Here is a 23940-nt window from a genome sequence, read left to right as displayed (position 1 = left end):
GCGGGTGCGCGAAGTCTGAATCGCTGGCAAGGCCAGCTGCCACAACAACAGCGCAAGGCTGTTACTGCACCGGACTCTGTTTTTACCTGCGCAGAACCCGCACAATTACCGGTTTTCCGGAAAGGACTCCTCCATGCAACGCATCGTCATCCTGGGCAACGCCGGTAGCGGCAAATCGACCCTGGCCCGTGACCTCGGCGAGCGCTTGAATGTGCCGGTCGTCCACCTGGATAAACTGTTCTGGGAACCCGACTGGACAGAACCGGACGCGGACACATTCCGCGCCCGCGTCAGCGCTGCGCTTGCCTCAGACGCCTGGATTTGCGAAGGCAACTACGCAAGGCGAACCTTTGACTTAAGGCTGCCGCGTGCGCAGTTGATCATCTGGCTGGATACGCCGCGCATAACCTGCTTTACCCGCGTAATCTGGCGCAGCCTGTTGAACCGACCGCGCGCGGACAAACCGCTCGGCTGCGAGGAAAAACTGGACCGGGCCTTTTTAACCTTCCTCAACTTTGTCTGGACATTTGACCGTGACTATCGCCCGTCGATCGACGCTGTACGCGTGGTCAAAGGACCGCAGGTTCCGGTCGTCCATTTACGTGGGGCTCGGCAGATCGCCGAATTCATCGCGCGATTGCCGAGCAGCGCCGCGCTGCACTGCTCGGACTCAGCGTGAACAAAGGTTGCCAGGTTGATGTGCATGCACCAACCCTGGCGCCGCCGATGCGGCCCATCGGCTAGTTCAGTTCAACGTCGGCTGATAACGACTTCCAGGTATTCGCTGGGCACGACCAGCGACGAGTCGCCGGCCACATTGTTGTCATTGAGCAATTGGGTCAGATCGTTTTCCAGTGCGCTGGCGGCATCACTCTGCAATGAGGCAAAGGCCTTGTGAACCGGGCCATACCAGGTCCTGAATACCTCAATGAAATGCGCTGGCGAGCGATAGCGAAAATTGAAGTGCTGACGGCTGATATCGATTCTACCCATGGCGTCGTCGAACAACTGCTGCAACTGCGCTTCGTCGCCCCAGCGCGAGGGCGGCAGTGCGCCGGCCGGTGGCGGTACATGGCGGCCCAGGGTTTTGAACATCTGCCCGATGAAACCTTGCGGCGTCCAGTTCGCCAGGCCAATTCGGCCACCCGGCCGACAGACGCGAGATAGCTCTCGCGCCGCTTGCGCCTGATCGGGGGCAAACATCACGCCGAAGGTCGAGATGACCGCATCGAAAGCGCCGTCGGCAAACGGCAAGGCTTCTACATCGGCCACCTGGAATACGACGTTCAAGTGTTCGGCCCGTGCGCGTTCTTCGCCACGCTTTAACAGCTCGGGCACATAATCCGTGGAGGTGACCTGACAGCCGCGTCGTGCCGCGGCAAGGGTGGCGTTGCCGTTACCGGCCGCGACATCGAGTACCTGTTCATCCCAGCGCAAATCGCAGGCCTCGGCCAGACGTTCGCCGACCAACTGCAAAGTTGTGCCGATTACGGCGTAATCGCCGCTGGCCCATGCTGCTTGTTGGCGCGCCTTCAAGGCGTTCATATCCAGGGGTGTGCTCATGGCGTGCACCTTGCTGTATGCGCGCGGCCGGCAGCTCTCTGGCGGTCAACGCGCCATCGTTGTTAGGACAGTGGTCACGTTGGATTGGCGAGGTGAGTAACGATGCAGCTTCTCCCCACGCCAGCGATTAGCTAAACGCTAACATCGACAGCCAGCAAGTGCTGCTGATAAGGGTGCAAGACAAGTTGGATACATGGCTATAGCGCTGGCGCATAAGCGATCGCAGTGGGTTGCGACCGCTTGATGGTGCAGAGCCTCAGCAACTGCCTATGACCTGTTTGAGCATGCCCTTGAAGGTCTCGATCTGCTCCGGCGAGAAGTCGGCGAAAACCCTGCCCTGTTGTTCGGAGGCGATGGTCCATAGCGCTTCGGTCTGTTCGACGCCTGCGCCAGTCAAGCCAAAGCAGGCTGCAGGCCGATCTTCCACCCAGCCCTTGCGCTTTAGGATATCCAGCGACTGTTCAATTTCGCGCATGGGCATCGCCACTTCGCGTTGCAGTCCTTGCATGTCCAGGCCCGCGTCGTTCTCCAGCACCATTAGCATCCGCGCTTCACTGGTGCGCAAGCCACTGGACAGCTGACGCGGCTGATAGTCGGCCTGATAGCTGCGCACAGCCTGGGTCATCAGGTAGTAAAGGTTGTGGCTCAGGCGTCCCTGAAAGGCGCTTTTTTGCGCGCCTTCCGGGCGCGAAGCCAGGCGTGGGTGCGGCAACACCGAGGAATAAGCGCCCTGGTGGTAGAGCAGCGGCGAGCGGCCGAAGTCGTCAAACGCAATGACCTTGCCAATCAGGATCCAGTGATCGCCACCATCAACCTGCTGGTGCAGTTCGCATTGAAAACGTGCAGCGCAGTCGCTGAACAAGGGCGCACCACCCGCACCCTGCTCATAGGCAATGCCGGCGAATTTGTCGTCTTTGGGGCGCGCGAACTGGTTGGACAGGTCAATCTGATCGGCGGCCAGGATATTCACGGCAAAGTGACTGGCATCATTGAATACTTCATAGCTGGTGGAGCGCTTATCGATGCTCCAGAGAATCAGCGCCGGGTCCAGTGAAACCGAGTTGAAGCTGTTGGCCGTGACGCCGACGGTGCGCTCGCCAACAGCGGCGGTCATGATGGTGACACCGGTGGCGAAGTTACCCAAGGCACGGCGAAAGGCACGCGGATCAAATTCCGCTTGTTGTGGGTGGGTCATGCGGTCCTCAGTGCCGGGCGAACCCGGCAGGTCAATTCGTGAAATAGGCGGGTGGCTTCAGACCATGCTCGGATCAGGTTCAAGCCCCATCAATTCACGCCCGAGAATTTGCGTGCAGACGTCGTAATCGGTATAGGCATGGGCAGCAGTCATGTGCGAGTCACGCCACAAGCGCTGCAGCTCGTTGCTTTCCATCCAGGCAGTGCCGCCCGCTGCCTCGAACAGACGATCAACCGCCTGTACGCACATCTTCACCGCATAGGCCTGGTTGGTGCGCCAGAACGCCAGGGTTTCGCGGCTAGGATACGTTTGGCGCTCGCCGTGATCAGCATGGTCTTGCCAGGTTTTCTCGAGAAAGGCACGCGCAGCGGCCACCTGGTGGGTGGACTCGGCAAGACGCATCAAGGCCGGGGTCGCAACGCCAACGTTGACACCGGTATAGGCGCGTACGCGGTTGCGGGTTTTGTCCTTGAACGCGTCGAGCATGCGCTCAGCGATGCCCAGGCCGATGGTGGCAAAACCGCTGGCGAAATATGGCCGATAAGGGCTGTAGAAAATCTTGCTATCCGGATACAGACCGAACCCGGCAGACTTGCCTTCCATCATGTCCTTGGCTTTTTGAATGCGGTGCTCAGGCACGAAGACGTTGTCGATGGACAGGGTTTTGGTACCGCTGCCCTTCATGCCCATGGCGTACCAATCGTCGAGGATCTGATAGTCACTGCGCGGCAGCACAGCGAAGCAGTAATCCTGGGCACCTTCGGCATTCAGTCGACGGCAACCGACAATGGCCCATTCGGCGTGGTCACTGCCACTGCTCCAGCCCATCTGGCCACTGAACATCACCCCACCTTCGACCTCCTCCACCTTGCCGAACGGCGCAATGGAACTGCTCGCTGTAGCATCGGGGTTTGCGCCCCAGATTTCCTCCTGCAGTTGCTTGGAGAACATTGCCAGTTGGTGACTGTGGGTGCACAGCAAGCTCATGGCCCAGGCGGTGCTGGCACAGGCGCCGGCCAGCAAGGCGATGTAGTCACAAAACTCCGGCAAGGGTAGTTCCAGGCCGCCGAAGGCCTTGGGCAGGAAGGCACGGTGCAGGCCAATGCCTTTGAGCATGGCAATGTTCTCGGCCGGGACCATACGGTCCTGCTCGGCTTTCGCGGCATTGGCGGCGATGGCAGGGAGAATCTCCTTGAGTGCATCAAGGAGCGGGGTTGGCTTTTTCATTGTTAGCGACCTTGTTGTTAGAAATTCGCTTAGCTGGCCGAACCTGAGAGCAGGCTGCTGCCAGTAGGCCGCGTTACGGGCTTTGAAACATCCCGAACGGCACTGACAGATGAATTATGCGCAGCCTTGGCTGTTGGCCAAAATGGACATTTCGAACTGTGCATTGCACTTTTCATGGCCATTCTTCGCTTCACCTCAATAACAGCGTTCGCTCTACGAAAAAATTGTTAACAAGACAACGAAACCCTTACCATACCCCTCCCTCTGGCACTGGAACCGCACTCCGTCATGCGTCACTGGCCCCGTTCCATGCGCGCCCTGCGCCACCGCAATTTCCGCCTGTACTTCATCGGTCATGCGATCTCCACACTGGGTACCTGGATCCAGCAGGTGGCCTTGTCTTGGTTGATCTACCGCTTGACCGACTCAGTGGCCCTGCTCGGCCTGACCACGTTTGCCGCACTGATTCCGCAATTACTGGTGGGGCCCTTCGCCGGGGCCTGGATCGACCGGCATGACAAGCGTCGACTGTTGATCATGGTCGAAACGGCACTTGCCCTGCAGGCACTGGTGTTAGCGGGGTTGACCGCCAGTGAGCAGATCGGGCCAACGCTGATCGTGGCCATGGCCGCCCTGCTGGGTGTGCTCAACGCTGTCGATACACCGTTGCGCCAGTCGCTGCTCAGCCAATTCGTCGACGACCGTGCGGACCTGCCCAACGCCCTGGCACTCAACGCCCTGTTGTTCACCCTCTCACGTTTCATCGGCGCGCCGTTGGCTGGCTTGCTGTTGGCGCTGGTCAGCGAGGCCTTCTGCTTCACGCTGAACGCGGCGTCCTATCTGGCCCTGGTGATTGGCCTGGCGTGTGTGCGCCTGCCCTCCTCGCCGCGTGCCAGCGGCTCATTTGCCAATGTGTTCAGTGAGGGCCTGCGTTATGCCCTGGACAACAAGCAGGTCAAACAACTGATGCTCAGTGTGATGGTGGTCAACCTCACCGCCTCCAGCTATGTGGTGCTGCTGCCGGTGTTCGCCCGTGACATCTTCGCCGGCGATGCCAGCACCCTCGGCTGGCTGTGGGGCGCAGCAGGGCTTGGTTCACTGGCCTCAAGCATGGTGCTGGCGAACAATCACAGCACAGCGCCCCTGGCGCGTTTGGTGCTTGTAAGTGCCGCAAGCAGTGCATTGGCGATGCTGCTGTTCGCCGCCAGCACCCAGCTATGGCTGTCGCTGTCTGCGATGGCCGTGTTGGGGTTCGGGATCACCCTGTGCAACGTCGGCACCAATATTCTGCTGCAGAGCGATGCACCGGAGGCGCTACGGGGCCGGGTAGTAGCGCTGTACACCTCGACCCGCTTCGGTTTTGATGCCATCGGCGGCCTGCTCGCCGGGCTGTTGGCGGCCCAGCTGGGCGCGCCTGCAGTGCTGCTGGGTGCCGGCGCGGTGCTGATTGCCTACGTCGCCTGGGCTGCGCGCCGACCAGGTGTCAGGCACGAGTGAGGCGAAAGGCCAGGAAGACGCCGACACCGGCGCCCCCCACGACCAGCCCCATCGGCCAGGGGCTGCCGTCATACAGCGCGCCAACCACCGCGCTGGCCACCGTGCCCAGACCGAACTGCATGGCCACCGCCAAACCCGCCGCCGCGCCCGCCTGACGGGCAAAGATCGACATCAGGCAGGCCAGACAGTTAGCCGCGATCAGGCCAGTCACGCTGACAAACAACAGGACACAGAGCACCAGCGCTGGCAGGCCACCCACACCGCTGCCCGCACAGAGCAACAGCGCCAACCCCGAGCCAGCCGCCAGCCGGGTGCCGAAGCCAAGCATGCGCTGAGAACCCAGGCGCCCGACCAGGCGCGCATTGAGCAAGCTCATGCTCATGATCCCGGCAATGTTCAGGGCGAACAGCCAGGCGTACTGCTGGGGAGAAACGCCAAAGTACTGGATGTAGACAAAGGGCGAGGCGGTGATAAACGCAAACATACCGGCGAAGGTCAGGCCCATACAGAGGATGTAGCCCAACGCTTGTGAATTGCGCACGATCTCGGCATAGGCCTTGAAGGCGTTCACCAGCGACGTGCCGCGCGCCTCGGGTGCATGGGTTTCCGGTAGGTAGCGCAGCACCAGCAGCAAACACAGCCCGGCGAACCCCAGCAAGACCATGAACAGCATGCGCCAACCGCTCAGCAACATCAGGTAGCCGCCCAGCACCGGCGCGACCAGGGTGGCGATCATGGTCACCTGTTGCATCAGCGATAGCACCCGTGCCGCTTCATTGAGCGGGAACAGGTCCCGCACGATTACCCGTGCCAGCACTGACGCCGCGGCACCGCCTAACGCCTGGATCAAGCGCCAGCCGATCAGTTGGCCTGGCCCACTGGCCATGGCGCAGCCAAGGCTGGCGAAGATATAGAGGGCGATGCCAGCCAGTAGCAGACGGCGTCTACCAAAGCGGTCGGACAGCGGACCGTAGATCAGCATGCCCAGGCTGAAGCCGGCCAGGAACAGGCTGATGGTCAGTTGTATCTGTTGCTCGCTGGCGACCAGGTCAGTGGCTATCAGTGGCAGGCTGGGCAGGTACATGTCGATCGACAGCGGACCGAAAGCTACTAGGGCGGCGAGCAGGATGATCAGCCGATACGGCTGGCGAGTGATGGACATGGGGTCTCCGGCTTGTTGAATTAATTAAGATTTTCACGGAACCCCGGCGAGCATGATCTTGACTTGGCCGTGAGCTTATCCATTCAAGGCGCCGAGGCTCGCTCCGGCACCTTCCGCTCGGCCTTCTGAAGTCGCAGATCCGCAGCGCCTGAACCTACGCGTATGAAGAGCAACAGCTCAGCAAACGAAGCGTCATAAAAAAGCCACCCGAAGGTGGCTCAAGGAGCAAAAGCATACTCAGAACGTCAGCAACCACAGACTCAAGCCTGGGAAGGCGACCAGCAAGGCAATACGCAACAGGTCCGAGCAGAGGAACGGCACAATGCCCTTGGCCGTTTCACCATAAGGCACATCACCCGCCGTGCGCTGGACGATGAACAGGTTCATGCCTAGCGGCGGATGGATCAGGCCGATCTCCACCACCATCAGCGCAAGGATGCCAAACCAGATAGATTTGTCGGTCTCGCTCATGCCGAAGAAATCCAGGCCCATGATCATCGGGTAGAAGATCGGAATGGTCAGCAGGATCATCGCCAGCGAATCCATGACGCAGCCCAACACCAGATACAAGCCGAGGATGATCAGCAGCACCAGCATCGGTGCCAAACCACTGCCAATTACCCAGGCCGCGAGTTCACCGGGCATTTGCGTCAAGGCCAGCCCCGAGTTGAGCAAGTCGGCGCCGAGCAGTACGAGGAAGATCATCGCCGTGGTTTCTGCCGTACCCAACATGCTCGCGCGAAAGCCGCTCCAGCGCATCCCACCCTGCCACACCGCGAGAATGCCGCAGGCCGCAGCGCCAATCGAGGCAGCCTCGGTAGGGTTGGCCCAACCACCGTAAATGCCGACGATCACCACCAGGAACACACCGATCACCGGTGACACGCTGACCAGTGCCTTGACCCGTTCAGCGCCCGACGCCTTGGGCGATACAGTGGCCTGACTCTCATCACGCGAAACCATGATGCGCAGGACAATCATGTAGCCAACGATGGCCACTACGCCCGGCACGATGGCTGCGACGAACAGCTTGGCAATCGACTCCTGGGTCAGTACCGCATAGATGATCAGCGGGACTGACGGTGGAATCAAAATCCCCAGGGTACCGCCAGCGGCCACGGTGGCGGTCGCCAGACGTCCGGAGTAGTTATGCCGACGCAGCTCCGGTAGCGCTACATGGCTCATGGTCGCGGCCGTCGCCAGGGACGAGCCACAGATGGCCCCGAAACCGGCACAGGCACCGATCGCCGACAAGCCCATGCCGCCTTTCCAGTGGCCGATAAAAGCGGCGGCACAACGAAAAATCGAGCGTGATAAGCCACCATGCGTGGCGAACTGCCCCATCATTACAAACAGCGGGATCACCGCCAGGTCGTAGTTGGACAGCCGCGAATAGGCCAACGAGTTGAGGGTGTACAACAGGCTCGACAAATCACCGTCATTGATTGCCCAGAAGCACGCCGCGCCCCCGACCAGCATGGTGACGCCGATATGCACCCGGAACAGCAACAGCGCCGTGGTGATGCCCAGGGCAACCAGCCCCAATTCCAGACCGCTCATGAACGCCTCCCGGCTTTACGACAGATATCCTGCACACGCGCCAGGGCGCACAAGCCCAGCAGCACCAGGCTGGGCACGATCAGCAACAGCGGAATCCACAAGGGGAATGCCAACAGCGTGGTGGTCTCGCCGAACGCGTGGCTCTCGAGCATCTGCAGCCAGGTACGCCAGGCCAGAATCCAGGCCGCCGCGCAGCACAACAGATGCCCGATGTAATCGAGCGTGTCGCGCACCCTGGCCGGCAACCAGGACGTCAGCGCATCGACCTTGATGTGGGTACCACGCAGCTCGCACAAGGGCAGGAACGCGGCGATGGCAATGGCCGCGCCCACTTCGACCAGTTCCATGTCACCGCGCACCGGCATCGACAACAGCTTGCGGCCGATGATCGAGACCATCGACATGGCAATCAGGCCGATCAACAACAGGCCGCCGGCCATGGCAAAGCCCTGAGTCACGTATAACAAGGTGCGGCGCACCCACCCACGATGCTGCTCGGCATCAAACGCTATGATCAGAGACTCCTGCATGGCGATTACTGCGCCAGGCCAGAAAGACTGCGTACATCCTGTACCAGCGCCTGGCCATCCAGGCCCTTGTCATTGGCTTCCTTGATCCATTGCTGCACCGCACCGGCGGATGATGTCTGCATTTCGCTATAGGCTTTCGGATCGATGCTGATCAGCCCGGCAGCCGGGGTAGCGTTGTACGCCGCATCTGTCGCTTTGTCCCAGGCCGTGGCGAAGCGCTCAGACAAGGCCTTGCCGCTGTTGCGCTCGATGATCGCCTGCAGGTCCGCTGGCAAGCTGTCGAACTTGCGCTGGTTCATCAACATCGCCAGCACCGTGTAGCCAAACGCCGGCTGCCCAGCCGGGGTCACGCTGTGGTACTGGGTCACTTCATCCAGTTTGGTCGCCGGTACCACTTCCCAGGCAGCCAGCGCGCCGTCCACCACACCCTTGGAGATCGCTTCAGTCATCTGCGCCGGCGGCATGCTCACCGGTGTCGCCTCAAGGCTCTCGACAGTTTTCGCTGCGGTACGGCTTGAGGCCCTCAGTTTCAGGCCTTTGAGATCGGCCAGGGTCTGCACCGCCTTGCCGCGGGTATGCAGGCTCATGCCACCATCGCCGTGTACCACCAACACCTTGTAGCCCTTGAAGTCGTCCTTGGCGTACTGCTCGTAGAACTTCCAGATGATCTCGTTACCGGCCTTGCCGCCGTAAGGCAATACGAACGGCAACTCCAGCGCCTCGACCCGGGGAAACTTACCGGCCGAGTAAGCGGGCGCGGTCCAGACAATGTCGGCGACACCATTACGCGCCATGTCTGCCAGCTTGGCCGGTGTCCCGCCCAGTTGCATCGACGGATAGAGCTGGCACTTGATGCGGTCATTAGACTCCTGACGCAGCTGCTCGCACCAAGGCTCAATGATGTTGGCCTGAGCATTAGAGGTAGAGGGCAGGAAGTGGGCGATCTTTAGGGTAACGGTTTCGGCCTGAGCCGACGCCGCCCCCGCCATGGCCAGGCACAGGGCCGCAATTGTGATTGTTTTCATGGTGTTAGCTCCGTGTTGTTGTTGTGGCCACGCTGGCGCGATAGCTCTAAGGAAGCGCAATACGTTAATAAGTTAATTTTTTATGAGCGATTGTCAACCACTAAGCGGGGCAGATGACGAACAGCCGACAGCCATTGCTGGCTGACTAAAATGATTTTTGTTGTTTTAAATCAATCTATTATGCGAAAGGTAGGGCGCAAAACTGACGCATAAATTTTTTCCTAGGGTGAAAAAGACTATTGTTAATAACTTAACAATATGGCTACATTATTTTCACACGACGCGGGGATCAGCGCCGTGACGAAACGCCAACACCTATCCTAGAGACAAGAATAATGATCAGGATTGCCCGCACTACCCCAGCACTCGCTTGCCTGTTAGGTACCGCCTGTGGCTTCAGCCAGGTAGCCAATGCCGATTTTTTCAGCGATACCAAGGCCAGCCTTGAAGCCCGTAACATGTACATGAACCGTGACTTCCGGCAAAGCAATGCGCCCCAGGCCAAGGCCGAAGAATGGGCGCAGGGCTTCACTGCACGGGTGGAGTCAGGCTTCACCGAGGGCACGCTCGGTTTCGGCCTGGACGCCATTGCCGAGACCGCCATCAAACTCGACTCCAGTCGCGATCGTCGTGGCACGGGCTTATTGGCCTATGGCGCTGACAGCCTGGAGCCGGAAGACACCTACAGCGAGCTGGGGCTGACCGCCAAGCTGCGGCTGTCGAAAAGCGTATTGAAGGTCGGCACCTTGCAGCCACAATTGCCGGTAGCCGCCTACAACGACACGCGCCTGCTCTCCTCCACCTACGCGGGTAGCCTGTTGACCTCGCAGGAAATCGACGGCCTGACGATCAACGCTGGTCGCCTGGAAAAGATCAACCTGCGAGATTCCTCCAGCAATGACGAGATGAACTACACCGGCGTCGACAGCGCCCATCTGGACCTGGCCGGCGGCAGCTACGCCCTCAATCCCAGCCTGATTCTGAGCTATTACTACGCACAGATGGACAACATCTACCAGCAGCACTACGCCGGGCTGGTCCACAACGCGAAGCTGGCCGAAGGCATCAGCTTGAAGACTGATCTGCGGTACTTCGACACTGGAGAGCATGGTGACAACCGCTATCGTAGTGGTGCCCGTGTCGACGCCGGGCGTATCGACAACCGCTTCTTCAACGGCATGCTGACCTTGGGCGTTGGTGCCCACAAGTTCGGGGTGGGCTACCAGAGCCTGTCCGGTGACGGCGACTTCGCCTTCCCGGGCCTGGATCCTTACTCGGTCAACCTGGTGACAGTCAACACCTTCACCAAAGCCGAAACCGATGCCTGGCAAGCGCGCTACGACTATGACTTCGTCGCCCTAGGCATACCCGGGCTGGCGTTCATGACCCGTTATGTCAACGGCCGTAACATCGAAACGGCGAGAGTCAGCGGTGGTAAGGAATGGGAACGTGACACCGACGTGGTCTACACCTTCCAGTCCGGCACGTTCAAAAACCTCAATATCCGCCTGCGCAACGCCACCTTCCGCTCCAGCGCCGGCCTGACCAGCGATATAGACGAGAACCGCATCATTATCGGCTATACCCTGCCGTTGCTGTAACGCCAAACCTGTGGGAACCGGCCTTGCCGGCGATGGAATCAGCGCAGTGTCAGCTAGGTCGCGTTGTCTGCATCGCTGACAAGGCCAGCTCCCACAGAATTTCGGCTTGCCGATTAACCGTCAGTGCCGACCCGGCTGCGCAACCGATACTCACCGGGCGTAACGCCGGCATGACGGGTGAAAAAGCGGCTGAAGTAGGCTGGATCCTTGAAGCCAAGCTGGTAGCAGATCTCGTTCACCGTGCTGCCGGTAAACAACAACAGGCGCTTCGCTTCCTGCATCAACCGCTCAAACACCAGGCGCTTGGAAGGCATGTCGGCAACCCGTCGGCAGACGTCGTTCAGGCGCGCCTCGGTAACTCCCAGCACTTGCGCATACCGGGGCAACGGCAGGTGCTCACGGTAATGCGCCTCGATCTGTAGGTTGAAGCGCTGAAAGATGTGCAGGTCTTCACTGCGTGATGCCTGTGCAGTCAACGAACGCGCCGACAGCCGCAGCAGGCTGATGAAAATCAATCGCGTCAGTGCCTCCAGGCTCAGGGCACGTCCGGGCTGGTTGGCGGCAAATTCGCTACGCAGTTGATCGAACAACAGGTTCAGGCGCGCCACTTCCTGGTCATAGGCCTCATCCAGATCCGCCACCGCTACGCAGATCGGTGCAATGCGTGCACCACCGGCCAAGCCAACACGTTCTTCAAGCAATGGCCACACCAGTTGCTGGCTGACAGTCAGCACATGGCCGTCACTGTGCGCATCCGTCACAAAAGCATGGGGGATGGTCGGCGGCGTCAGAAAGAACATTGGCCCTTCCTGCACGTAGCGCTGATCATCCAGATACACCCGTACGTTGCCACTCTTGACGTAGTGCACCTGAAAGAAACGGTCATGCCGGTGCACAGGCATGTTGCGGCCGAAGAAATCAGCCAGCTTGCCCAGCGCCTCGTAGTGAACCTCAGCATCGGCATAGCGCTGATCGTAGGCCTGACCGATGTGGATATTGGGGATTGGGGGCCGCACCGCCATCTGCACTACTCACTCTGCACTACAGGGTTGCCTGGCAGCCGCAACCGCGGCTCAGGACTTGATCTGCTTCAACTCATTGAGCAAGCCAAGCAGCACTTGCAGCTTGTCTTCACCGAATTGCTCAAGCAGGCGCTGGTAGTTGTGTTCCATGTCCTCGCTCATCGACACGAAGCACTGCTGCCCCTTCTCGGTCAGCCCCACGTGCACGCGACGCTGATCCTGCGGCGAACGCCAGCGACGCACCAAGCCATCACGCTCCATACGTGACAACACACCGGTCATGCTCGGCTTGAGGATGCAGGCCTGGTCGGCCAGTTGATAGCTTTCCAGCTCACCATTCTGGCGCAGGATGCGAATGATCCGCCATTGCTGCTCGGTCAAGCCGTGTTGGTTGAGCGAGGGGCGAAAGAAGCCCATGGCGGCTTCACGGGCTTGCAGCAAGGTCAATGTCAGTGAGGGGCGAGTTGTAGGCATAGGGGTATCGGCACTCCGGCCAAAATAAAGAAAACAATGAACGATTTAACCAATATCCAAGGTACGACGCAAACGGCCAAGGGCACAACGCGACTTGACCATCGTTAACATATTAATTATAACATTAGCATGTTAACAATTTGACGACGGTTGCCCGCCTTGCCGAGCAGCGTCAATCACTACCCACTGGGACCGCCCAGCCCGATCCAGGAGTGAAGCATGCGTCGCGCCACCCGTGAAATCGCCACAGGCAGCCTGTTTGGCATTGCCTTGAACTACCAAGGCCTGCTGCAAAGCCGTATGGCCGAGTTCAACCAACCCCCGTATCAACAGCCACCGCAAAAGCCAGTGCTGTTCATCAAGACCCCTAACACCCGTAACAGCGACGGCCAGGCGGTGCTCGCGCCAACGGGTGAGCGCTTGCAGCCAGGTCCGGCACTGGGTGTGGTGCTGGCCAAGGATGCCAGCCGCGTCAGCGCCGAACAGGCCTTCGAATACGTCGAAGGTTTTGTGATCGTCAACGAGTTCAGCCTGCCGGAAGACAGCTACTACCGCCCGGCAGTCAAAGCCAAGTGCCGCGACGGCTTTTGCTCACTGAGCCATGAAGTGGTCGCGCTCAGCGAAGTGACCGACCCGCACAACCTGACTCTGACCTTGCTGGTCAACGGTGAGGTTCGCCAGGAAAACACCACCGCCAACTTCGTGCGCAGCATTCCCCAGTTGATCGCCGAACTCAGTGAGTTCATGACCTTGCACGCGGGTGACGTATTGATCACTGGCACCCCTGAAGGCCGCGTCGATGTGCAGCCAGGCGACCAGGTCGTCGTCGAAATCAGCGGCCTTGGCCGTCTGACCAACACCATCGTGGCGGAATAAGGAGACCCACATGAAACACGCCCGCATCCGCTACGAGAATCAGGTTCATGCGGTTACCGTTGAAGCCGACAACGCCGTTCGCCTGCAAGACGGCCGCCTGCTCGCCGAAAGCGCCGTGCAATGGTTGCCACCGGCTGAAGGCAGTATGTTCGCCCTTGGCCTGAACTACGCCGACCATGCCGCCGAGCTGGCCTTCAAAGCACCGACCGAGCCGCTGGCCTTTATCAAATCGCCCGGCACCTATACCGGCCACAACCAGGTCACCTGGCGCCCAGACAACGTCAAGTACATGCACTACGAGTGCGAACTGGTGGCGGTGATCGGTAAACCGGCCCGCAACGTCAAGCGCGAGGACGCCCTAAGCTACCTGGCCGGCTACACGGTGTGCAACGACTACGCCATTCGCGACTACCTGGAAAACTATTACCGCCCCAACCTGCGGGTAAAGAACCGCGACTGCACCACGCCGGTCGGACCGTGGATTGTCGATGCCGCCGATGTGCCGGACCCTTCAAAGCTCAAGCTGCGCACCTGGATCAACGGCGAGTTGAAACAGGAAGGCAGCACTGCCGACATGATCTTCGACATCCCCTACCTGATCGAATACTTCTCCAGCTTCATGACCCTGCAGCCGGGCGACATGATCGCCACCGGTACACCCGAAGGTCTGGCTGACGTCGTGCCTGGCGATGAAGTGGTGGTTGAAGTGGAAGGCGTTGGCCGCCTGGTCAACCGCATCGTCAGCGAAAGCGAATTCTTTGCCGCCCGCGGCTAATCCGAACCTATAGAGGCACGCAGCATGATCAAACACTGGATCAACGGTCAGGAAGTCGAGAGCAAGGACGTCTTCACCAACTACAACCCGGCCACCGGCGAAGCCATCGGCGAAGTCGCCAGCGGCGGCGCAGATGAAATCAACCTGGCCGTGGCTGCCGCCAAGGAAGCCTTTCCAAAGTGGGCCAATACCCCAGCCAAGGAACGCGCCAAGCTGATGCGCAAACTCGGCGAACTGATCGAGCAGAACGTGCCGCACCTGGCCGAACTGGAAACCCTGGATACCGGCCTGCCCATCCATCAGACCCGCAACGTGCTGATCCCGCGTGCCTCGCACAACTTCGACTTCTTCGCCGAAGTGTGCACGCGCATGGACGGCCACAGCTACCCGGTCGATGACCAGATGCTCAACTACACCCTGTATCAGCCGGTGGGCGTGTGTGGCCTGGTCTCACCATGGAACGTGCCGTTCATGACCGCCACCTGGAAGACCGCACCTTGCCTGGCGCTGGGTAACACGGCGGTGCTGAAGATGAGTGAGCTGTCGCCGCTGACCGCCAACGAGTTGGGGCGCTTGGCGCTGGAAGCTGGCATACCGCCGGGGGTACTGAACGTGGTCCAGGGTTATGGCGCCACTGCCGGTGACGCGCTGGTGCGTCACCCGGATGTACGGGCCATCTCGTTTACGGGGGGCACAGCCACTGGCCGCAAGATCATGCAGACCGCTGGTCTGAAGAAATACTCCATGGAGTTGGGCGGCAAGTCGCCGGTATTGATTTTCGATGACGCCGACCTCGACCGCGCCCTGGACGCTGCCCTGTTCACCATCTTCTCGCTAAACGGCGAACGCTGCACCGCCGGCAGCCGGATCTTCATCCAGGAAACCGTCTACGACCAGTTCGTCGCCGAATTCGCCGCGCGCGCCAAGCGCTTGATCGTCGGTGATCCGACCGACCCGAAAACCCAAGTCGGCTCGATGATCACCCAGGCGCACTACGACAAGGTCACCGGCTACATCAAGATCGGCATCGAGGAAGGCGCCAGCCTGCTCGCCGGTGGCCTGGAGCGCCCGGCCAATCTGCCGGCTCACTTGGCCAAAGGCCAGTTCATCCAGCCGACCGTATTTGCCAACGTCGACAACCAGATGCGCATCGCCCAGGAAGAAATCTTTGGCCCGGTGGTGTGCCTGATCAAGTTCAAGGACGAAGCCGAAGCGCTGCGCCTGGCCAATGACACCGAATACGGGCTGGCCTCCTACATCTGGACCCAGGACATCGGCAAGGCTCATCGCCTGGCCCGCGGCATTGAAGCTGGCATGGTGTTCATCAACAGTCAGAACGTGCGCGACCTGCGTCAGCCGTTTGGTGGTGTAAAAGGCTCTGGCACTGGTCGTGAGGGCGGCGAATACAGCTTTGAGGTATTCGCCGAAATCAAGAACGTGTGCATCTCCATGGGCAGCCACCACATCCCGCGCTGGGGCGTGTGACATTCGGCTCGCAAGAGTGACCCGACCGGGTTTATAACCCGGTAAGGGTCGCCAGTTTCCTGCGTGCAGACCAATCACAAGAATCAGGCCCCTGCGGGCCACGCGAGGAGAAGTACCATGGGCACACTTGCTCTGGCTGCCAAAGTCACCCACGTACCGTCGATGTACCTGTCGGAATTGCCTGGCCCGCGCCAAGGCTTTCGCAAGGCGGCCATCGACGGCCATATCGAAATCAGCCGGCGTTGCCGTGAGCTGGGCGTGGACACCCTTGTGGTGTTTGATACCCACTGGCTGGTCAATGCCAACTACCACATCAACTGCAGCCCGCATTTCAAGGGGTTGTACACCAGCAACGAGTTGCCGCACTTCATCAGCAACATGGAGTACGAATTCCCCGGCAACCCGCCCTTGGGCAAGATCCTTGCCGAAGCCTGCAACCAGTTCGGCGTGGAAACCATGGCCCACGATGCGACGACCCTGGCGCCGGAGTACGGCACCCTGGTGCCGATGCGCTACATGAATGCCGACCAGCACTTCAAGGTGATCTCGGTCTCGTCGCTGTGCACCTCGCACTTTCTCAACGACAGCGCCCGCCTCGGCTGGGCCATGCGTAAAGCCGTGGAAGCGCATTACGACGGTACCGTGGCGTTCCTCGCCAGCGGTTCGCTGTCGCACCGCTTCGCCCAGAACGGCCAGGCGCCGGAGTTTGCCACGAAAATCTGGAGCCCGTTCCTGCAGAACCTCGACGAACGTGTGATCCAGATGTGGGAGAACGGCGAGTGGGAAGCGTTTTGCGCGATGCTGCCGGAGTACGCGGCCAAAGGTCACGGCGAGGGTTTCATGCATGACACCGCCATGCTCCTTGGCGCCTTGGGTTGGTCCAACTACGACGCTAAGGCTGAAGTACTGACCCCCTACTTCGCCGCCTCTGGTACTGGCCAAATCAACGCGGTGTTCCCGGTGACGCCCCAGGATGGCGCCAGCCTGCCTGCCGCGCAGGCCTCCAACCCGGTCGGTACTGCCTCCACCAGCCGGCTCTGACCCCTCTGGCGCCAGGCCGCTCCACCTCGATGGAGCGGCCCTGCTCCCGGCCTTCACCCAGGATAGCCACCATGCCTCATCTGGTACTGCTCTACACCGCCGATCTCGAACAGCAGGCAGACATCCCCGGTCTGTGCCGAGCCCTGGCCGACACCATGCTGCAACAGCGCGACGAAAGCGGCAAAGCCGTGTTCCCCACCGGCGGCACGCGCGTCCTGGCCTACCCCGCAGCGCATGGCGCGGTGGCCGATGGCAACGGCGACTATGGCTTTCTCTACGCCAACCTGCGCATGGGTGCTGGCCGCAGCCCAGCCGTCCATAAGGCCGTCGGCGACAGCCTGCTCGCGGTGCTGCGTGCCTGCTTCGAGGAGCTCCTCGAACAGCGCCCGGTCGGCATCACACTGCAAATCGATGAAAGCCCCGGGCAGGTCTACGACGGCAAATACAGCAGCCTGCACCCCCTTTTCAACAAGATTTCCTGAGGTTCCACATGCTTGACGCCACGTTCATCCAACAGGCCGCCGCTCGCCTTGACGCCGCCGAGCGCTCGCGTGAACAACTACGCCAGTTCTCTCTCGACCAGCCTGATATCACTATCGAAGACGCCTACGCCATCCAGCGCGCCTGGGTCGACCGCAAGATCAGCAGCGGGCGCAAACTGATCGGCCATAAGATCGGCCTGACCTCACGCGCCATGCAGGTGTCGTCGAACATCACCGAACCTGACTACGGTGCCCTGCTTGATGACATGCTGTTCGACGAAGGCAGCGATATTCCCTTTGAGCGTTTCATCGTGCCGCGTGTAGAAGTCGAGTTGGCGTTCATCCTCGGCAAACCGCTCAAGGGCCCGAACGTCACCGTCTTCGACGTGCTTGATGCCACCGAATGGGTGATCCCGGCGCTGGAAATCATCGACGCCCGTATCCAGCAGATCGACCCGCAGACCCACGCTACCCGAAAGGTCTTCGACACCATCTCCGACAACGCCGCCAATGCCGGTGTGGTCATGGGCGGCCGCGCCGTACGCCCGAACGAGATCGACTTGCGCAAAGTGCCGGCCGTGCTCTATCGCAATGGCGTGATCGAAGAATCCGGCGTGTCTGCCGCCGTCCTCAACCATCCGGCCAAGGGTGTGGCCTGGCTGGCCAACAAGCTGGCGCCGTACGACGTCACCCTCGAGCCTGGGCAGATTATTCTAGGCGGCTCGTTCACCCGCCCGGTCGCCGCCCATCCTGGCGACACCTTTCACGTCGATTACGACATGCTCGGCAGCATCGCCTGTCGGTTCGTCTGAAGGAGGTCTGCTATGCAAATGCCCATCAACACCTTCAAGCAACGACTGAAGGCCGGTGAAGCACAGATCGGCTTGTGGCTCGGCCTGGCGGATCCGTATTGTGCGGAACTGGCGGCCAATGCCGGTTTCGACTGGCTACTGATCGATGGTGAACACGCACCCAATGACCTGCGCGGCCTGCTTGGCCAACTGCAGGCGGTGGCGCCCTATGCCTCGCAGCCCATCATTCGGCCGGTGATCGGCGATACAGCACTGATCAAGCAACTCCTCGACATCGGCGCCCAGACTCTGCTGGTGCCCATGGTCGAGAGTGCTGAACAAGCCCGCGAGCTGGTCCGCGCCATCCACTACCCGCCCAGCGGCGTACGTGGTGTGGGCAGCGCCCTGGCCCGCGCTTCGCGCTGGAACAGCATACCCGGCTACCTCGACCAGGCCGATGAACAGATGTGCCTGCTGGTACAGATCGAGAACCTTGAGGGCCTGGCCCGGCTGGATGAGATCGTCGCCGTCGAAGGCGTCGATGGCGTGTTCATCGGTCCGGCTGACCTCAGCGCGGCCATGGGCCATCGTGGCAATCCCGGCCATCCGGACGTCCAGGCAGCCATCGAGGACGCGATTGTGCGGATTCAGAAAGCCGGCAAAGCCGCCGGCATCCTCAGCGCCGATCAGGCACTGGCGCGACGCTACATCGAGTTAGGTGCCCGCTTTGTCGCCGTCGGTGTCGACACCACAGTGTTGATGCGCGGCTTACAGACCTTGGCCAACACCTTCAAAGATGCCCCGCCGCCGTCCACCAGTGGTGGTGGCGTTTACTGAACGGTTTGTGGGAACCCCGTAAAAACAAGCAAGGCTACAGCGCCAGGTGCTGTCGCCGCTGCCGACGGCAGCGGCGACAAGAGGCCAGTCAAGGCGGGTGCGCCTACAGAGAAGCTTGCTGCAGGCGCAGGCGCAACGTCAGCAGGTGACCATCCTGCAAGGGCCAATGGCTGTGCAGTTGTCCGCCCATCATTTGCGCCAGACGTTCGCATAGCACCAGCCCCGGTTCCACCACGTCTGTTGGCGGACTGAGCAACGCATCGGCCTGTTGTGGACCAATGCGCAACTCCCAGAGTATTTCAGCGTGCCCCAACAGTGCACTGATGGCGGTTACCTGTAAGGCGCCTGGCACCCGCATAGCGCAGTGCTGCAGGAGGAGAGTGAGTACCTGCCGGTAACGGCCGCGGTCGATCCAGGCTGCTGAAGGGGCCTGCGGCGCCCGCCACTCCGCGCTGAGCCCCTCACCGGCGGTAGCTGTCATCAGAACATCACGGGTTAGACGCACCAGATCACTCGGCCGGGGCATAAGCAACAAGGTGCCGCTTTCATGGTCCGCCAGGTCCAGCAACACACGGATGCGCTCAAGCATTTGCCCGGTGTCCCGGCGAGCCTGATGCAAGACAGGACTGTCGGTAAACCCGGCAGCCACCTCACGCAATTGGCCGGCGATGACTTCCAGCATATGCCGGAACTCCTCACCGACGCCGTGCAGAAATGCCAGACGCGCGCGTTTGACTGCCAGGTTCTGCTCATTGGCATGCGTCAGACGGATGATGACCTCCTCCTGCTCGCTGAGATCGACAAACGAACAGAGCATGCCCACCAGCTCCCCCTGGGCATTACGGTACGGCGCCCCCCAGTGTCGGAAGGCATACGCGCGATCGTGTATATGCAGAACCAGCTCACGGCTGAAGGGCTGCTGTTGGGCAACCGCCTGCAGGTAATACTGGTGAAATTGCAGGGCTTCTTCGGGGGGCACGCGCAAACTGTCAATCACCCGTTTACCCACTGCATCTTCCAGGGTGGTCCCGACAGCCTCCAGGAAACGACTGTTGCAGGCCCGCAAATAGCCGTCGACATCACGCAGGCTGACCGGCATCGGCATAGCTTCAAGCAGTTCACCAAAGGCGCCGTGCGTATTCTTGCCCTGCGCAACGTTTACAGTGCTTGGCAAGCGCTCAAGCAAGCCCCCGCGCCAGGCAATTTCGAGTAATTCGGCCAATGAACCGGCGTGCAGCTTTTGCAGCAGGCGCACCTTATAGGTGCTGACCGTGCGGTCGCTCAATGCCAGTTCGTCGGCGATGTCCTTATTGCTACGGCCATTGACCAGGTAGCGCAACACCGTCAGTTCCCGTGGCGACAGAGTACGCAGTTGCTCGTCTTCGGCCTGCAAGCCCTGCGGGGCGGCAACGCTACCCAGGCTGCGTACTGGAAACCAGGCGCGCCCGCGCAGCAGGGTGCGTACCGCCTCGCCCAGCTCCTCGACCGACTCCAGCTTGCTGACAAATCCGCTGGCCCCCGCCTGCAGACACAAACCAGCGATGTGTTCAGTGCTTTGCGCAGTCAATACCAGGGTACGGGTGCGGCTCTGGCGCTGGTGCAGGCGGCGAATCACCTCAAGCCCGCCCAAGCGCGGCAAGGCCAGGTCAAGAATCAGCACGTCAGGTTTCAGGCTCAAGGCTTGTTGCAAGGCGTCGGCGCCGTTGTCCACGGCGGCCGCCACCTGGTGCCCTTCGGCGCTGAGCAACGCCTGTACCGCAGCGCGCAGCAAAGGTTGCTCGTCTGCAATCACAATCTTGTGCATGACCACCGCTCCTGCGAAGTATCCGCTACAGCGTAGTGCATGGCCTTGTATACGCCGCGCCGGGTGAGCTTGGCACCCGGCGCAAACGCTGGATCAAGCGAGAAAGGAGTACAGAATCGCCGACAGGGTGATCAAGCCGATCAGCACCACAAAGACGTTGGAGGCCGTGCCCGAATATTTGCGCAGCGACGGCACTTTATGAATGGCGTACATCGGCATCAGGAACAACAGACAGGCAATAATCGGCCCACCCAGGTTCTCGATCATGCCGAGGATGCTCGGGTTCAGGGTGGCCACCGCCCAGCAGGTCACCACCATGAACAACGCGGTCATCTGCTCCAGGCGCTTGGCCGGCAGTTGCTTGCCACGGCTGCGCAGGCTTTTCACGATCATGCCCTGAAAGCCTTCGCTGGCGCCGATGTAGTGCCCCAGGAACGACTTGGTGATTGCTACCAAGGCGATCAACGGTGCGACGAAGGCGATGATCGGCGTCTGGAAGTGGTTGGCCAGGTACGACAGGATCGAGATGTTCTGTTGCTTGGCAGCGGCAAGATCGGCTGGGCTCAGGGCCAGCACGCAACTGAAGCAGAAGAACATTACCGTCAGCACCATCATGACATGAGCACTGGCCAGGATTCGGTTGCTTTTCTGGTCGGCTTGTTCACCGTAACGGTGCTTCTGGTCGACAGCAAAGGCAGAGATGATCGGCGAATGGTTGAAGGAGAACACCATCACCGGAATCGCCAGCCACAAGGTCTTGAAGAACAAGTCCAGGGGCATGCCTTGGGAGGCCTGGGCGAAGAAGGCGCCGTTCCAGTTGGGAATCAGGCTCAAGGCCAGCAGCAGCAAAGCCGCAACGAAGGGATAGACCAGCAGGCTCATGACCTTGACGATGATGCCCTGACCACTACGGACCACGATCATCAGGCCGCAGATCAGCAGCAAGGCCAGCAACGCCCGCGGTGGTGGGGCCATGTGCAGCTGATGTTCCATGAAGCTGCCCAGAGTATTGGTCAACGCCACGCTGTACACCAACAGGATCGGGAAGATCGCCAGGAAGTACAGCAAGGTGATCAGCTTGCCGGCACCGACGCCGAAATGCTCTTCGACCACTTCAGTGATGTCTTCGCTGGCACCCCGCTTGCCCGACAGCACGAAACGGGTCAGGCCACGGTGAGCGAAGTACGTCATGGGGAATGCCAGCAGCGCCAGTACCAGCAGCGGCCAGAAGCCCCCTACCCCGGCGTTGATCGGCAGGAACAAGGTTCCCGCGCCAATTGCGGTGCCGTACAGGCCCAAGACCCAGGTAGTGTCGTGGCGGTTCCAGGTTTTGCTTTGCGCAGGCGCGGCTGTGCCGACACCCAGGTTGGTGGTGGTGTTTACATCAGTCATCGATATTGCCTTGTAGTTGTTTTTGTTGCTTATGAACGAACTGCGTGTAGGGGGGGGGCTGCGGCCCCCATCGCCGGCAAGGCCGACGCCCACAATTGCCCTGCGCGAAGCAGTCTTTGCGCACGTTTAGCCAATCAACACTCGACGAACGCGACCGCCAGGCCGCCGCGCGATGTCTCCTTGTAGTTGGCGTGCATGTCAGCACCGGTATCGCGCATAGTGCGGATCACCCGGTCGAGGGAAATGAAGTGCTCACCATCACCGCGCAGCGCCATCTGCACCGCGTTGATGGCCTTGACGGCGGCAATGGCGTTACGCTCGATGCACGGCACCTGGACCAGGCCGCCGACCGGGTCGCAGGTCAGCCCCAGGTTATGCTCAAGGGCAATCTCGGCGGCGTTTTCCAGTTGCATCGGCGTCGCCCCAAGCACCTCGGCAAGGCCAGCTGCAGCCATCGAACAGGCCGAACCGACCTCGCCCTGGCACCCTACTTCGGCACCGGAGATCGAAGCGTTCTTCTTGCACAGGATGCCTACCGCGGCGGCACTGAGCAGGAAGTCGACGACGTCGTTATCACAGGCATCGGGGTTGAACTTCATGTAGTAATGCAGCACTGCCGGGATGATCCCTGCCGCACCGTTGGTCGGTGCGGTGACCATGCGCCCGCCTGCGGCGTTTTCTTCGTTGACCGCCAGGGCGAACAGGTTGACCCATTCCATGGCGCTCAAGGTCGAGCCAATGACGTTGGGTTTGCCCAGTTCCTGCAGGCTGCGGTGCAGCTTGGCGGCGCGGCGCTTGACCTTGAGGCCGCCAGGCAGGATGCCCTCATTGCGCAAGCCGTTGTCGACGCATTCGCGCATTGCAGCCCAGAGCTTAAGTAGGCCGCTGCGGACTTCGGCTTCGCAGCGCCAGGCCAGTTCGTTGGCCATCATCAGTTCACTGACGCGCAACTGGTGTTGTTTGCACAGCGCCAGAAGTTGCGCGGCGCTGTCAAAGTCATATGGCAGTTGCACCTGCTCGGCACTGTTGCCCGCGCTACCAAGCTGCGCCGCTTCAACAATGAAACCACCGCCCACCGAGTAATAGGTCTGCTGCAACAACGAGCCGGTGGCGCTGCTGGCCTCCAGGGTCATGGCGTTGGGGTGATACGGCAGGCTTTCATCGAGCAGCAGCAAGTCGCGACGGCAATCAAAGGGCACGGCGTGGCGGCCATCGAGCAACAGCACCTGGCTGTCCTGCAACTGGCTGATCAGTGGTTCGATACGCTGTGGGTCGATCTGGTCGGGCCACTCGCCCATCAGCCCCAACAGGCAGGCACGATCCGTGGCGTGACCGACACCGGTCGCCGACAGTGAACCATACAGACGAACCTCCACTCGACTGACCTCCTCCAGCAGACCCTGCTCACGCAAGGCCTGGGCAAAGGTCGCAGCCGCCCGCATCGGGCCTACGGTATGCGAACTGGAAGGCCCGATACCAATCTTGAAAAGGTCAAAAACACTGATAGCCATACTAATGCCTGCACACTCAAGCGACGAAAATCGCCCGGCGGCGTTGTGAAAAAATTGAAGGGTGTCACGAAGTTGCGCGATACTGCCCGG

At 60.6% G+C, this 23940-nt stretch carries 22 protein-coding genes; 10 read left to right on the top strand and 12 right to left on the bottom strand.

All coding sequences use genetic code 11. The features are described from left to right. The first annotated feature begins 133 nt into the window (after positions 1–133). Positions 134–679 carry a P-loop NTPase family protein gene (locus tag CX511_RS11975; RefSeq protein WP_045179918.1) on the top strand — a complete coding sequence of 182 codons (546 nt, stop codon included), beginning with the start codon at positions 134–136 and terminating at the stop codon, positions 677–679. Positions 680–750: 71 nt separating this feature from the next. On the opposite strand, the gene CX511_RS11970 is transcribed toward CX511_RS11975, so the two are convergent. From CX511_RS11970 to CX511_RS11960, 3 genes are all read right to left on the bottom strand, one after another. Further along, entirely contained in the window at positions 751–1563 is an 813-nt protein-coding gene (locus CX511_RS11970; protein ID WP_045179916.1) for a class I SAM-dependent methyltransferase, read from the bottom strand. A 256-nt stretch (positions 1564–1819) separates the two neighbouring features. Beyond that, positions 1820–2758: a p-hydroxyphenylacetate 3-hydroxylase reductase component gene (locus tag CX511_RS11965; protein WP_045179914.1), complete on the bottom strand. Its 939-nt coding sequence runs from the start codon at positions 2756–2758 to the stop codon at positions 1820–1822. 57 nt (positions 2759–2815) lie between these two features. Continuing rightward, on the bottom strand, positions 2816–3985 hold the full coding sequence (locus CX511_RS11960; protein WP_045179912.1) for a p-hydroxyphenylacetate 3-hydroxylase oxygenase component: 1170 nt from the start codon (positions 3983–3985) through the stop codon (positions 2816–2818). Between the two features lie 288 nt (positions 3986–4273). Here CX511_RS11960 and CX511_RS11955 point away from each other — a divergent pair, with 288 nt between their 5' ends. Continuing rightward, positions 4274–5482, top strand: coding sequence for an MFS transporter (locus CX511_RS11955; RefSeq protein WP_101293312.1), 1209 nt, complete (start codon positions 4274–4276; stop codon positions 5480–5482). On the opposite strand, the gene CX511_RS11950 is transcribed toward CX511_RS11955, so the two are convergent. The 4 genes from CX511_RS11950 to CX511_RS11935 form a co-directional block, all read right to left on the bottom strand. After that, entirely contained in the window at positions 5469–6644 is a 1176-nt protein-coding gene (locus CX511_RS11950) for a Bcr/CflA family multidrug efflux MFS transporter (RefSeq protein WP_045179907.1), read from the bottom strand. The genes CX511_RS11955 and CX511_RS11950 overlap by 14 nt on opposite strands. 237 nt (positions 6645–6881) lie before the next feature. Next, positions 6882–8204: a TRAP transporter large permease gene (locus tag CX511_RS11945; protein ID WP_045179906.1), complete on the bottom strand. Its 1323-nt coding sequence runs from the start codon at positions 8202–8204 to the stop codon at positions 6882–6884. Continuing rightward, positions 8201–8734 (bottom strand): TRAP transporter small permease, encoded by a 534-nt coding sequence (locus CX511_RS11940; RefSeq protein WP_101293313.1) that lies wholly within the window; start codon positions 8732–8734, stop codon positions 8201–8203. The genes CX511_RS11945 and CX511_RS11940 overlap by 4 nt, the downstream gene beginning before the upstream one ends. Before the next feature lie 5 nt (positions 8735–8739). After that, positions 8740–9759 carry a TRAP transporter substrate-binding protein gene (locus CX511_RS11935; protein WP_045179902.1) on the bottom strand — a complete coding sequence of 340 codons (1020 nt, stop codon included), beginning with the start codon at positions 9757–9759 and terminating at the stop codon, positions 8740–8742. A gap of 335 nt (positions 9760–10094) precedes the next feature. Between CX511_RS11935 and CX511_RS11930 the strand changes: the two genes are divergently transcribed. Continuing rightward, positions 10095–11360: an OprD family porin gene (locus CX511_RS11930; protein ID WP_045179900.1), complete on the top strand. Its 1266-nt coding sequence runs from the start codon at positions 10095–10097 to the stop codon at positions 11358–11360. A 113-nt stretch (positions 11361–11473) separates the two neighbouring features. On the opposite strand, the gene hpaA is transcribed toward CX511_RS11930, so the two are convergent. Further along, positions 11474–12382 carry a 4-hydroxyphenylacetate catabolism regulatory protein HpaA gene (gene hpaA, locus CX511_RS11925; protein WP_045179897.1) on the bottom strand — a complete coding sequence of 303 codons (909 nt, stop codon included), beginning with the start codon at positions 12380–12382 and terminating at the stop codon, positions 11474–11476. A 51-nt stretch (positions 12383–12433) separates the two neighbouring features. After that, positions 12434–12856, bottom strand: coding sequence for a homoprotocatechuate degradation operon regulator HpaR (gene hpaR / locus CX511_RS11920; RefSeq protein ID WP_045179894.1), 423 nt, complete (start codon positions 12854–12856; stop codon positions 12434–12436). 219 nt (positions 12857–13075) lie between these two features. Between hpaR and CX511_RS11915 the strand changes: the two genes are divergently transcribed. The 7 genes from CX511_RS11915 (at position 13076) to hpaI (ending at position 19143) form a co-directional block, all read left to right on the top strand. Beyond that, entirely contained in the window at positions 13076–13732 is a 657-nt protein-coding gene (locus CX511_RS11915) for a fumarylacetoacetate hydrolase family protein (protein ID WP_045179892.1), read from the top strand. A 10-nt stretch (positions 13733–13742) separates the two neighbouring features. Continuing rightward, positions 13743–14507: a fumarylacetoacetate hydrolase family protein gene (locus CX511_RS11910; RefSeq protein WP_045179890.1), complete on the top strand. Its 765-nt coding sequence runs from the start codon at positions 13743–13745 to the stop codon at positions 14505–14507. A gap of 24 nt (positions 14508–14531) precedes the next feature. Then, positions 14532–15992 carry a 5-carboxymethyl-2-hydroxymuconate semialdehyde dehydrogenase gene (hpaE, locus tag CX511_RS11905; RefSeq protein ID WP_101293314.1) on the top strand — a complete coding sequence of 487 codons (1461 nt, stop codon included), beginning with the start codon at positions 14532–14534 and terminating at the stop codon, positions 15990–15992. 117 nt (positions 15993–16109) lie between these two features. Further along, positions 16110–17033 carry a 3,4-dihydroxyphenylacetate 2,3-dioxygenase gene (gene hpaD, locus CX511_RS11900; protein WP_101293315.1) on the top strand — a complete coding sequence of 308 codons (924 nt, stop codon included), beginning with the start codon at positions 16110–16112 and terminating at the stop codon, positions 17031–17033. 71 nt (positions 17034–17104) lie between these two features. Then, positions 17105–17515 carry a 5-carboxymethyl-2-hydroxymuconate Delta-isomerase gene (locus CX511_RS11895; protein WP_045179885.1) on the top strand — a complete coding sequence of 137 codons (411 nt, stop codon included), beginning with the start codon at positions 17105–17107 and terminating at the stop codon, positions 17513–17515. An 8-nt stretch (positions 17516–17523) separates the two neighbouring features. Beyond that, positions 17524–18327: a 2-oxo-hept-4-ene-1,7-dioate hydratase gene (hpaH, locus tag CX511_RS11890; RefSeq protein WP_101293316.1), complete on the top strand. Its 804-nt coding sequence runs from the start codon at positions 17524–17526 to the stop codon at positions 18325–18327. A 12-nt stretch (positions 18328–18339) separates the two neighbouring features. Continuing rightward, positions 18340–19143 carry a 4-hydroxy-2-oxoheptanedioate aldolase gene (gene hpaI, locus CX511_RS11885; protein WP_045179880.1) on the top strand — a complete coding sequence of 268 codons (804 nt, stop codon included), beginning with the start codon at positions 18340–18342 and terminating at the stop codon, positions 19141–19143. A 103-nt stretch (positions 19144–19246) separates the two neighbouring features. Here hpaI and CX511_RS11880 read toward each other — a convergent pair whose 3' ends face one another. The 3 genes from CX511_RS11880 to CX511_RS11870 all read right to left on the bottom strand — a co-directional run bounded on the left by CX511_RS11880 (position 19247) and on the right by CX511_RS11870 (position 23850). After that, positions 19247–20947, bottom strand: coding sequence for a response regulator (locus CX511_RS11880; RefSeq protein ID WP_101293317.1), 1701 nt, complete (start codon positions 20945–20947; stop codon positions 19247–19249). Positions 20948–21040: 93 nt separating this feature from the next. Then, positions 21041–22339 carry a serine/threonine transporter gene (locus tag CX511_RS11875; protein ID WP_101293318.1) on the bottom strand — a complete coding sequence of 433 codons (1299 nt, stop codon included), beginning with the start codon at positions 22337–22339 and terminating at the stop codon, positions 21041–21043. 134 nt (positions 22340–22473) lie between these two features. Further along, entirely contained in the window at positions 22474–23850 is a 1377-nt protein-coding gene (locus CX511_RS11870) for an L-serine ammonia-lyase (protein ID WP_045179877.1), read from the bottom strand. Positions 23851–23940 lie beyond the last annotated feature (90 nt).

The sequence above is a fragment of the Pseudomonas sp. S06B 330 genome, from assembly GCF_002845275.2.
GTDB lineage: Bacteria > Pseudomonadota > Gammaproteobacteria > Pseudomonadales > Pseudomonadaceae > Aquipseudomonas.
The sequence above is the reverse complement of the archived record's forward strand: the minus strand, read 5'-3'. Positions and strand labels throughout refer to the sequence as shown.

Excerpts from the sequence above, each read along its gene's own strand:
- CX511_RS11915 (WP_045179892.1), top strand. The coding sequence starts at position 13,076 with ATGCGTCGCGCCACCCGTGAAATCGCCACAGGCAGCCTGTTTGGCATT.
- CX511_RS11895 (WP_045179885.1), top strand. The coding sequence starts at position 17,105 with ATGCCTCATCTGGTACTGCTCTACACCGCCGATCTCGAACAGCAGGCA.
- CX511_RS11965 (WP_045179914.1), bottom strand. The coding sequence starts at position 2,758 with ATGACCCACCCACAACAAGCGGAATTTGATCCGCGTGCCTTTCGCCGT.
- hpaI (WP_045179880.1), top strand. The coding sequence starts at position 18,340 with ATGCAAATGCCCATCAACACCTTCAAGCAACGACTGAAGGCCGGTGAA.
- CX511_RS11950 (WP_045179907.1), bottom strand. The coding sequence starts at position 6,644 with ATGTCCATCACTCGCCAGCCGTATCGGCTGATCATCCTGCTCGCCGCC.
- CX511_RS11935 (WP_045179902.1), bottom strand. The coding sequence starts at position 9,759 with ATGAAAACAATCACAATTGCGGCCCTGTGCCTGGCCATGGCGGGGGCG.
- CX511_RS11875 (WP_101293318.1), bottom strand. The coding sequence starts at position 22,339 with ATGACTGATGTAAACACCACCACCAACCTGGGTGTCGGCACAGCCGCG.
- CX511_RS11880 (WP_101293317.1), bottom strand. The coding sequence starts at position 20,947 with ATGCACAAGATTGTGATTGCAGACGAGCAACCTTTGCTGCGCGCTGCG.
- hpaD (WP_101293315.1), top strand. The coding sequence starts at position 16,110 with ATGGGCACACTTGCTCTGGCTGCCAAAGTCACCCACGTACCGTCGATG.
- CX511_RS11910 (WP_045179890.1), top strand. The coding sequence starts at position 13,743 with ATGAAACACGCCCGCATCCGCTACGAGAATCAGGTTCATGCGGTTACC.
- CX511_RS11960 (WP_045179912.1), bottom strand. The coding sequence starts at position 3,985 with ATGAAAAAGCCAACCCCGCTCCTTGATGCACTCAAGGAGATTCTCCCT.
- hpaE (WP_101293314.1), top strand. The coding sequence starts at position 14,532 with ATGATCAAACACTGGATCAACGGTCAGGAAGTCGAGAGCAAGGACGTC.
- hpaH (WP_101293316.1), top strand. The coding sequence starts at position 17,524 with ATGCTTGACGCCACGTTCATCCAACAGGCCGCCGCTCGCCTTGACGCC.
- CX511_RS11970 (WP_045179916.1), bottom strand. The coding sequence starts at position 1,563 with ATGAGCACACCCCTGGATATGAACGCCTTGAAGGCGCGCCAACAAGCA.
- CX511_RS11945 (WP_045179906.1), bottom strand. The coding sequence starts at position 8,204 with ATGAGCGGTCTGGAATTGGGGCTGGTTGCCCTGGGCATCACCACGGCG.
- CX511_RS11955 (WP_101293312.1), top strand. The coding sequence starts at position 4,274 with ATGCGTCACTGGCCCCGTTCCATGCGCGCCCTGCGCCACCGCAATTTC.
- hpaA (WP_045179897.1), bottom strand. The coding sequence starts at position 12,382 with ATGGCGGTGCGGCCCCCAATCCCCAATATCCACATCGGTCAGGCCTAC.
- hpaR (WP_045179894.1), bottom strand. The coding sequence starts at position 12,856 with ATGCCTACAACTCGCCCCTCACTGACATTGACCTTGCTGCAAGCCCGT.
- CX511_RS11930 (WP_045179900.1), top strand. The coding sequence starts at position 10,095 with ATGATCAGGATTGCCCGCACTACCCCAGCACTCGCTTGCCTGTTAGGT.
- CX511_RS11975 (WP_045179918.1), top strand. The coding sequence starts at position 134 with ATGCAACGCATCGTCATCCTGGGCAACGCCGGTAGCGGCAAATCGACC.
- CX511_RS11940 (WP_101293313.1), bottom strand. The coding sequence starts at position 8,734 with ATGCAGGAGTCTCTGATCATAGCGTTTGATGCCGAGCAGCATCGTGGG.
- CX511_RS11870 (WP_045179877.1), bottom strand. The coding sequence starts at position 23,850 with ATGGCTATCAGTGTTTTTGACCTTTTCAAGATTGGTATCGGGCCTTCC.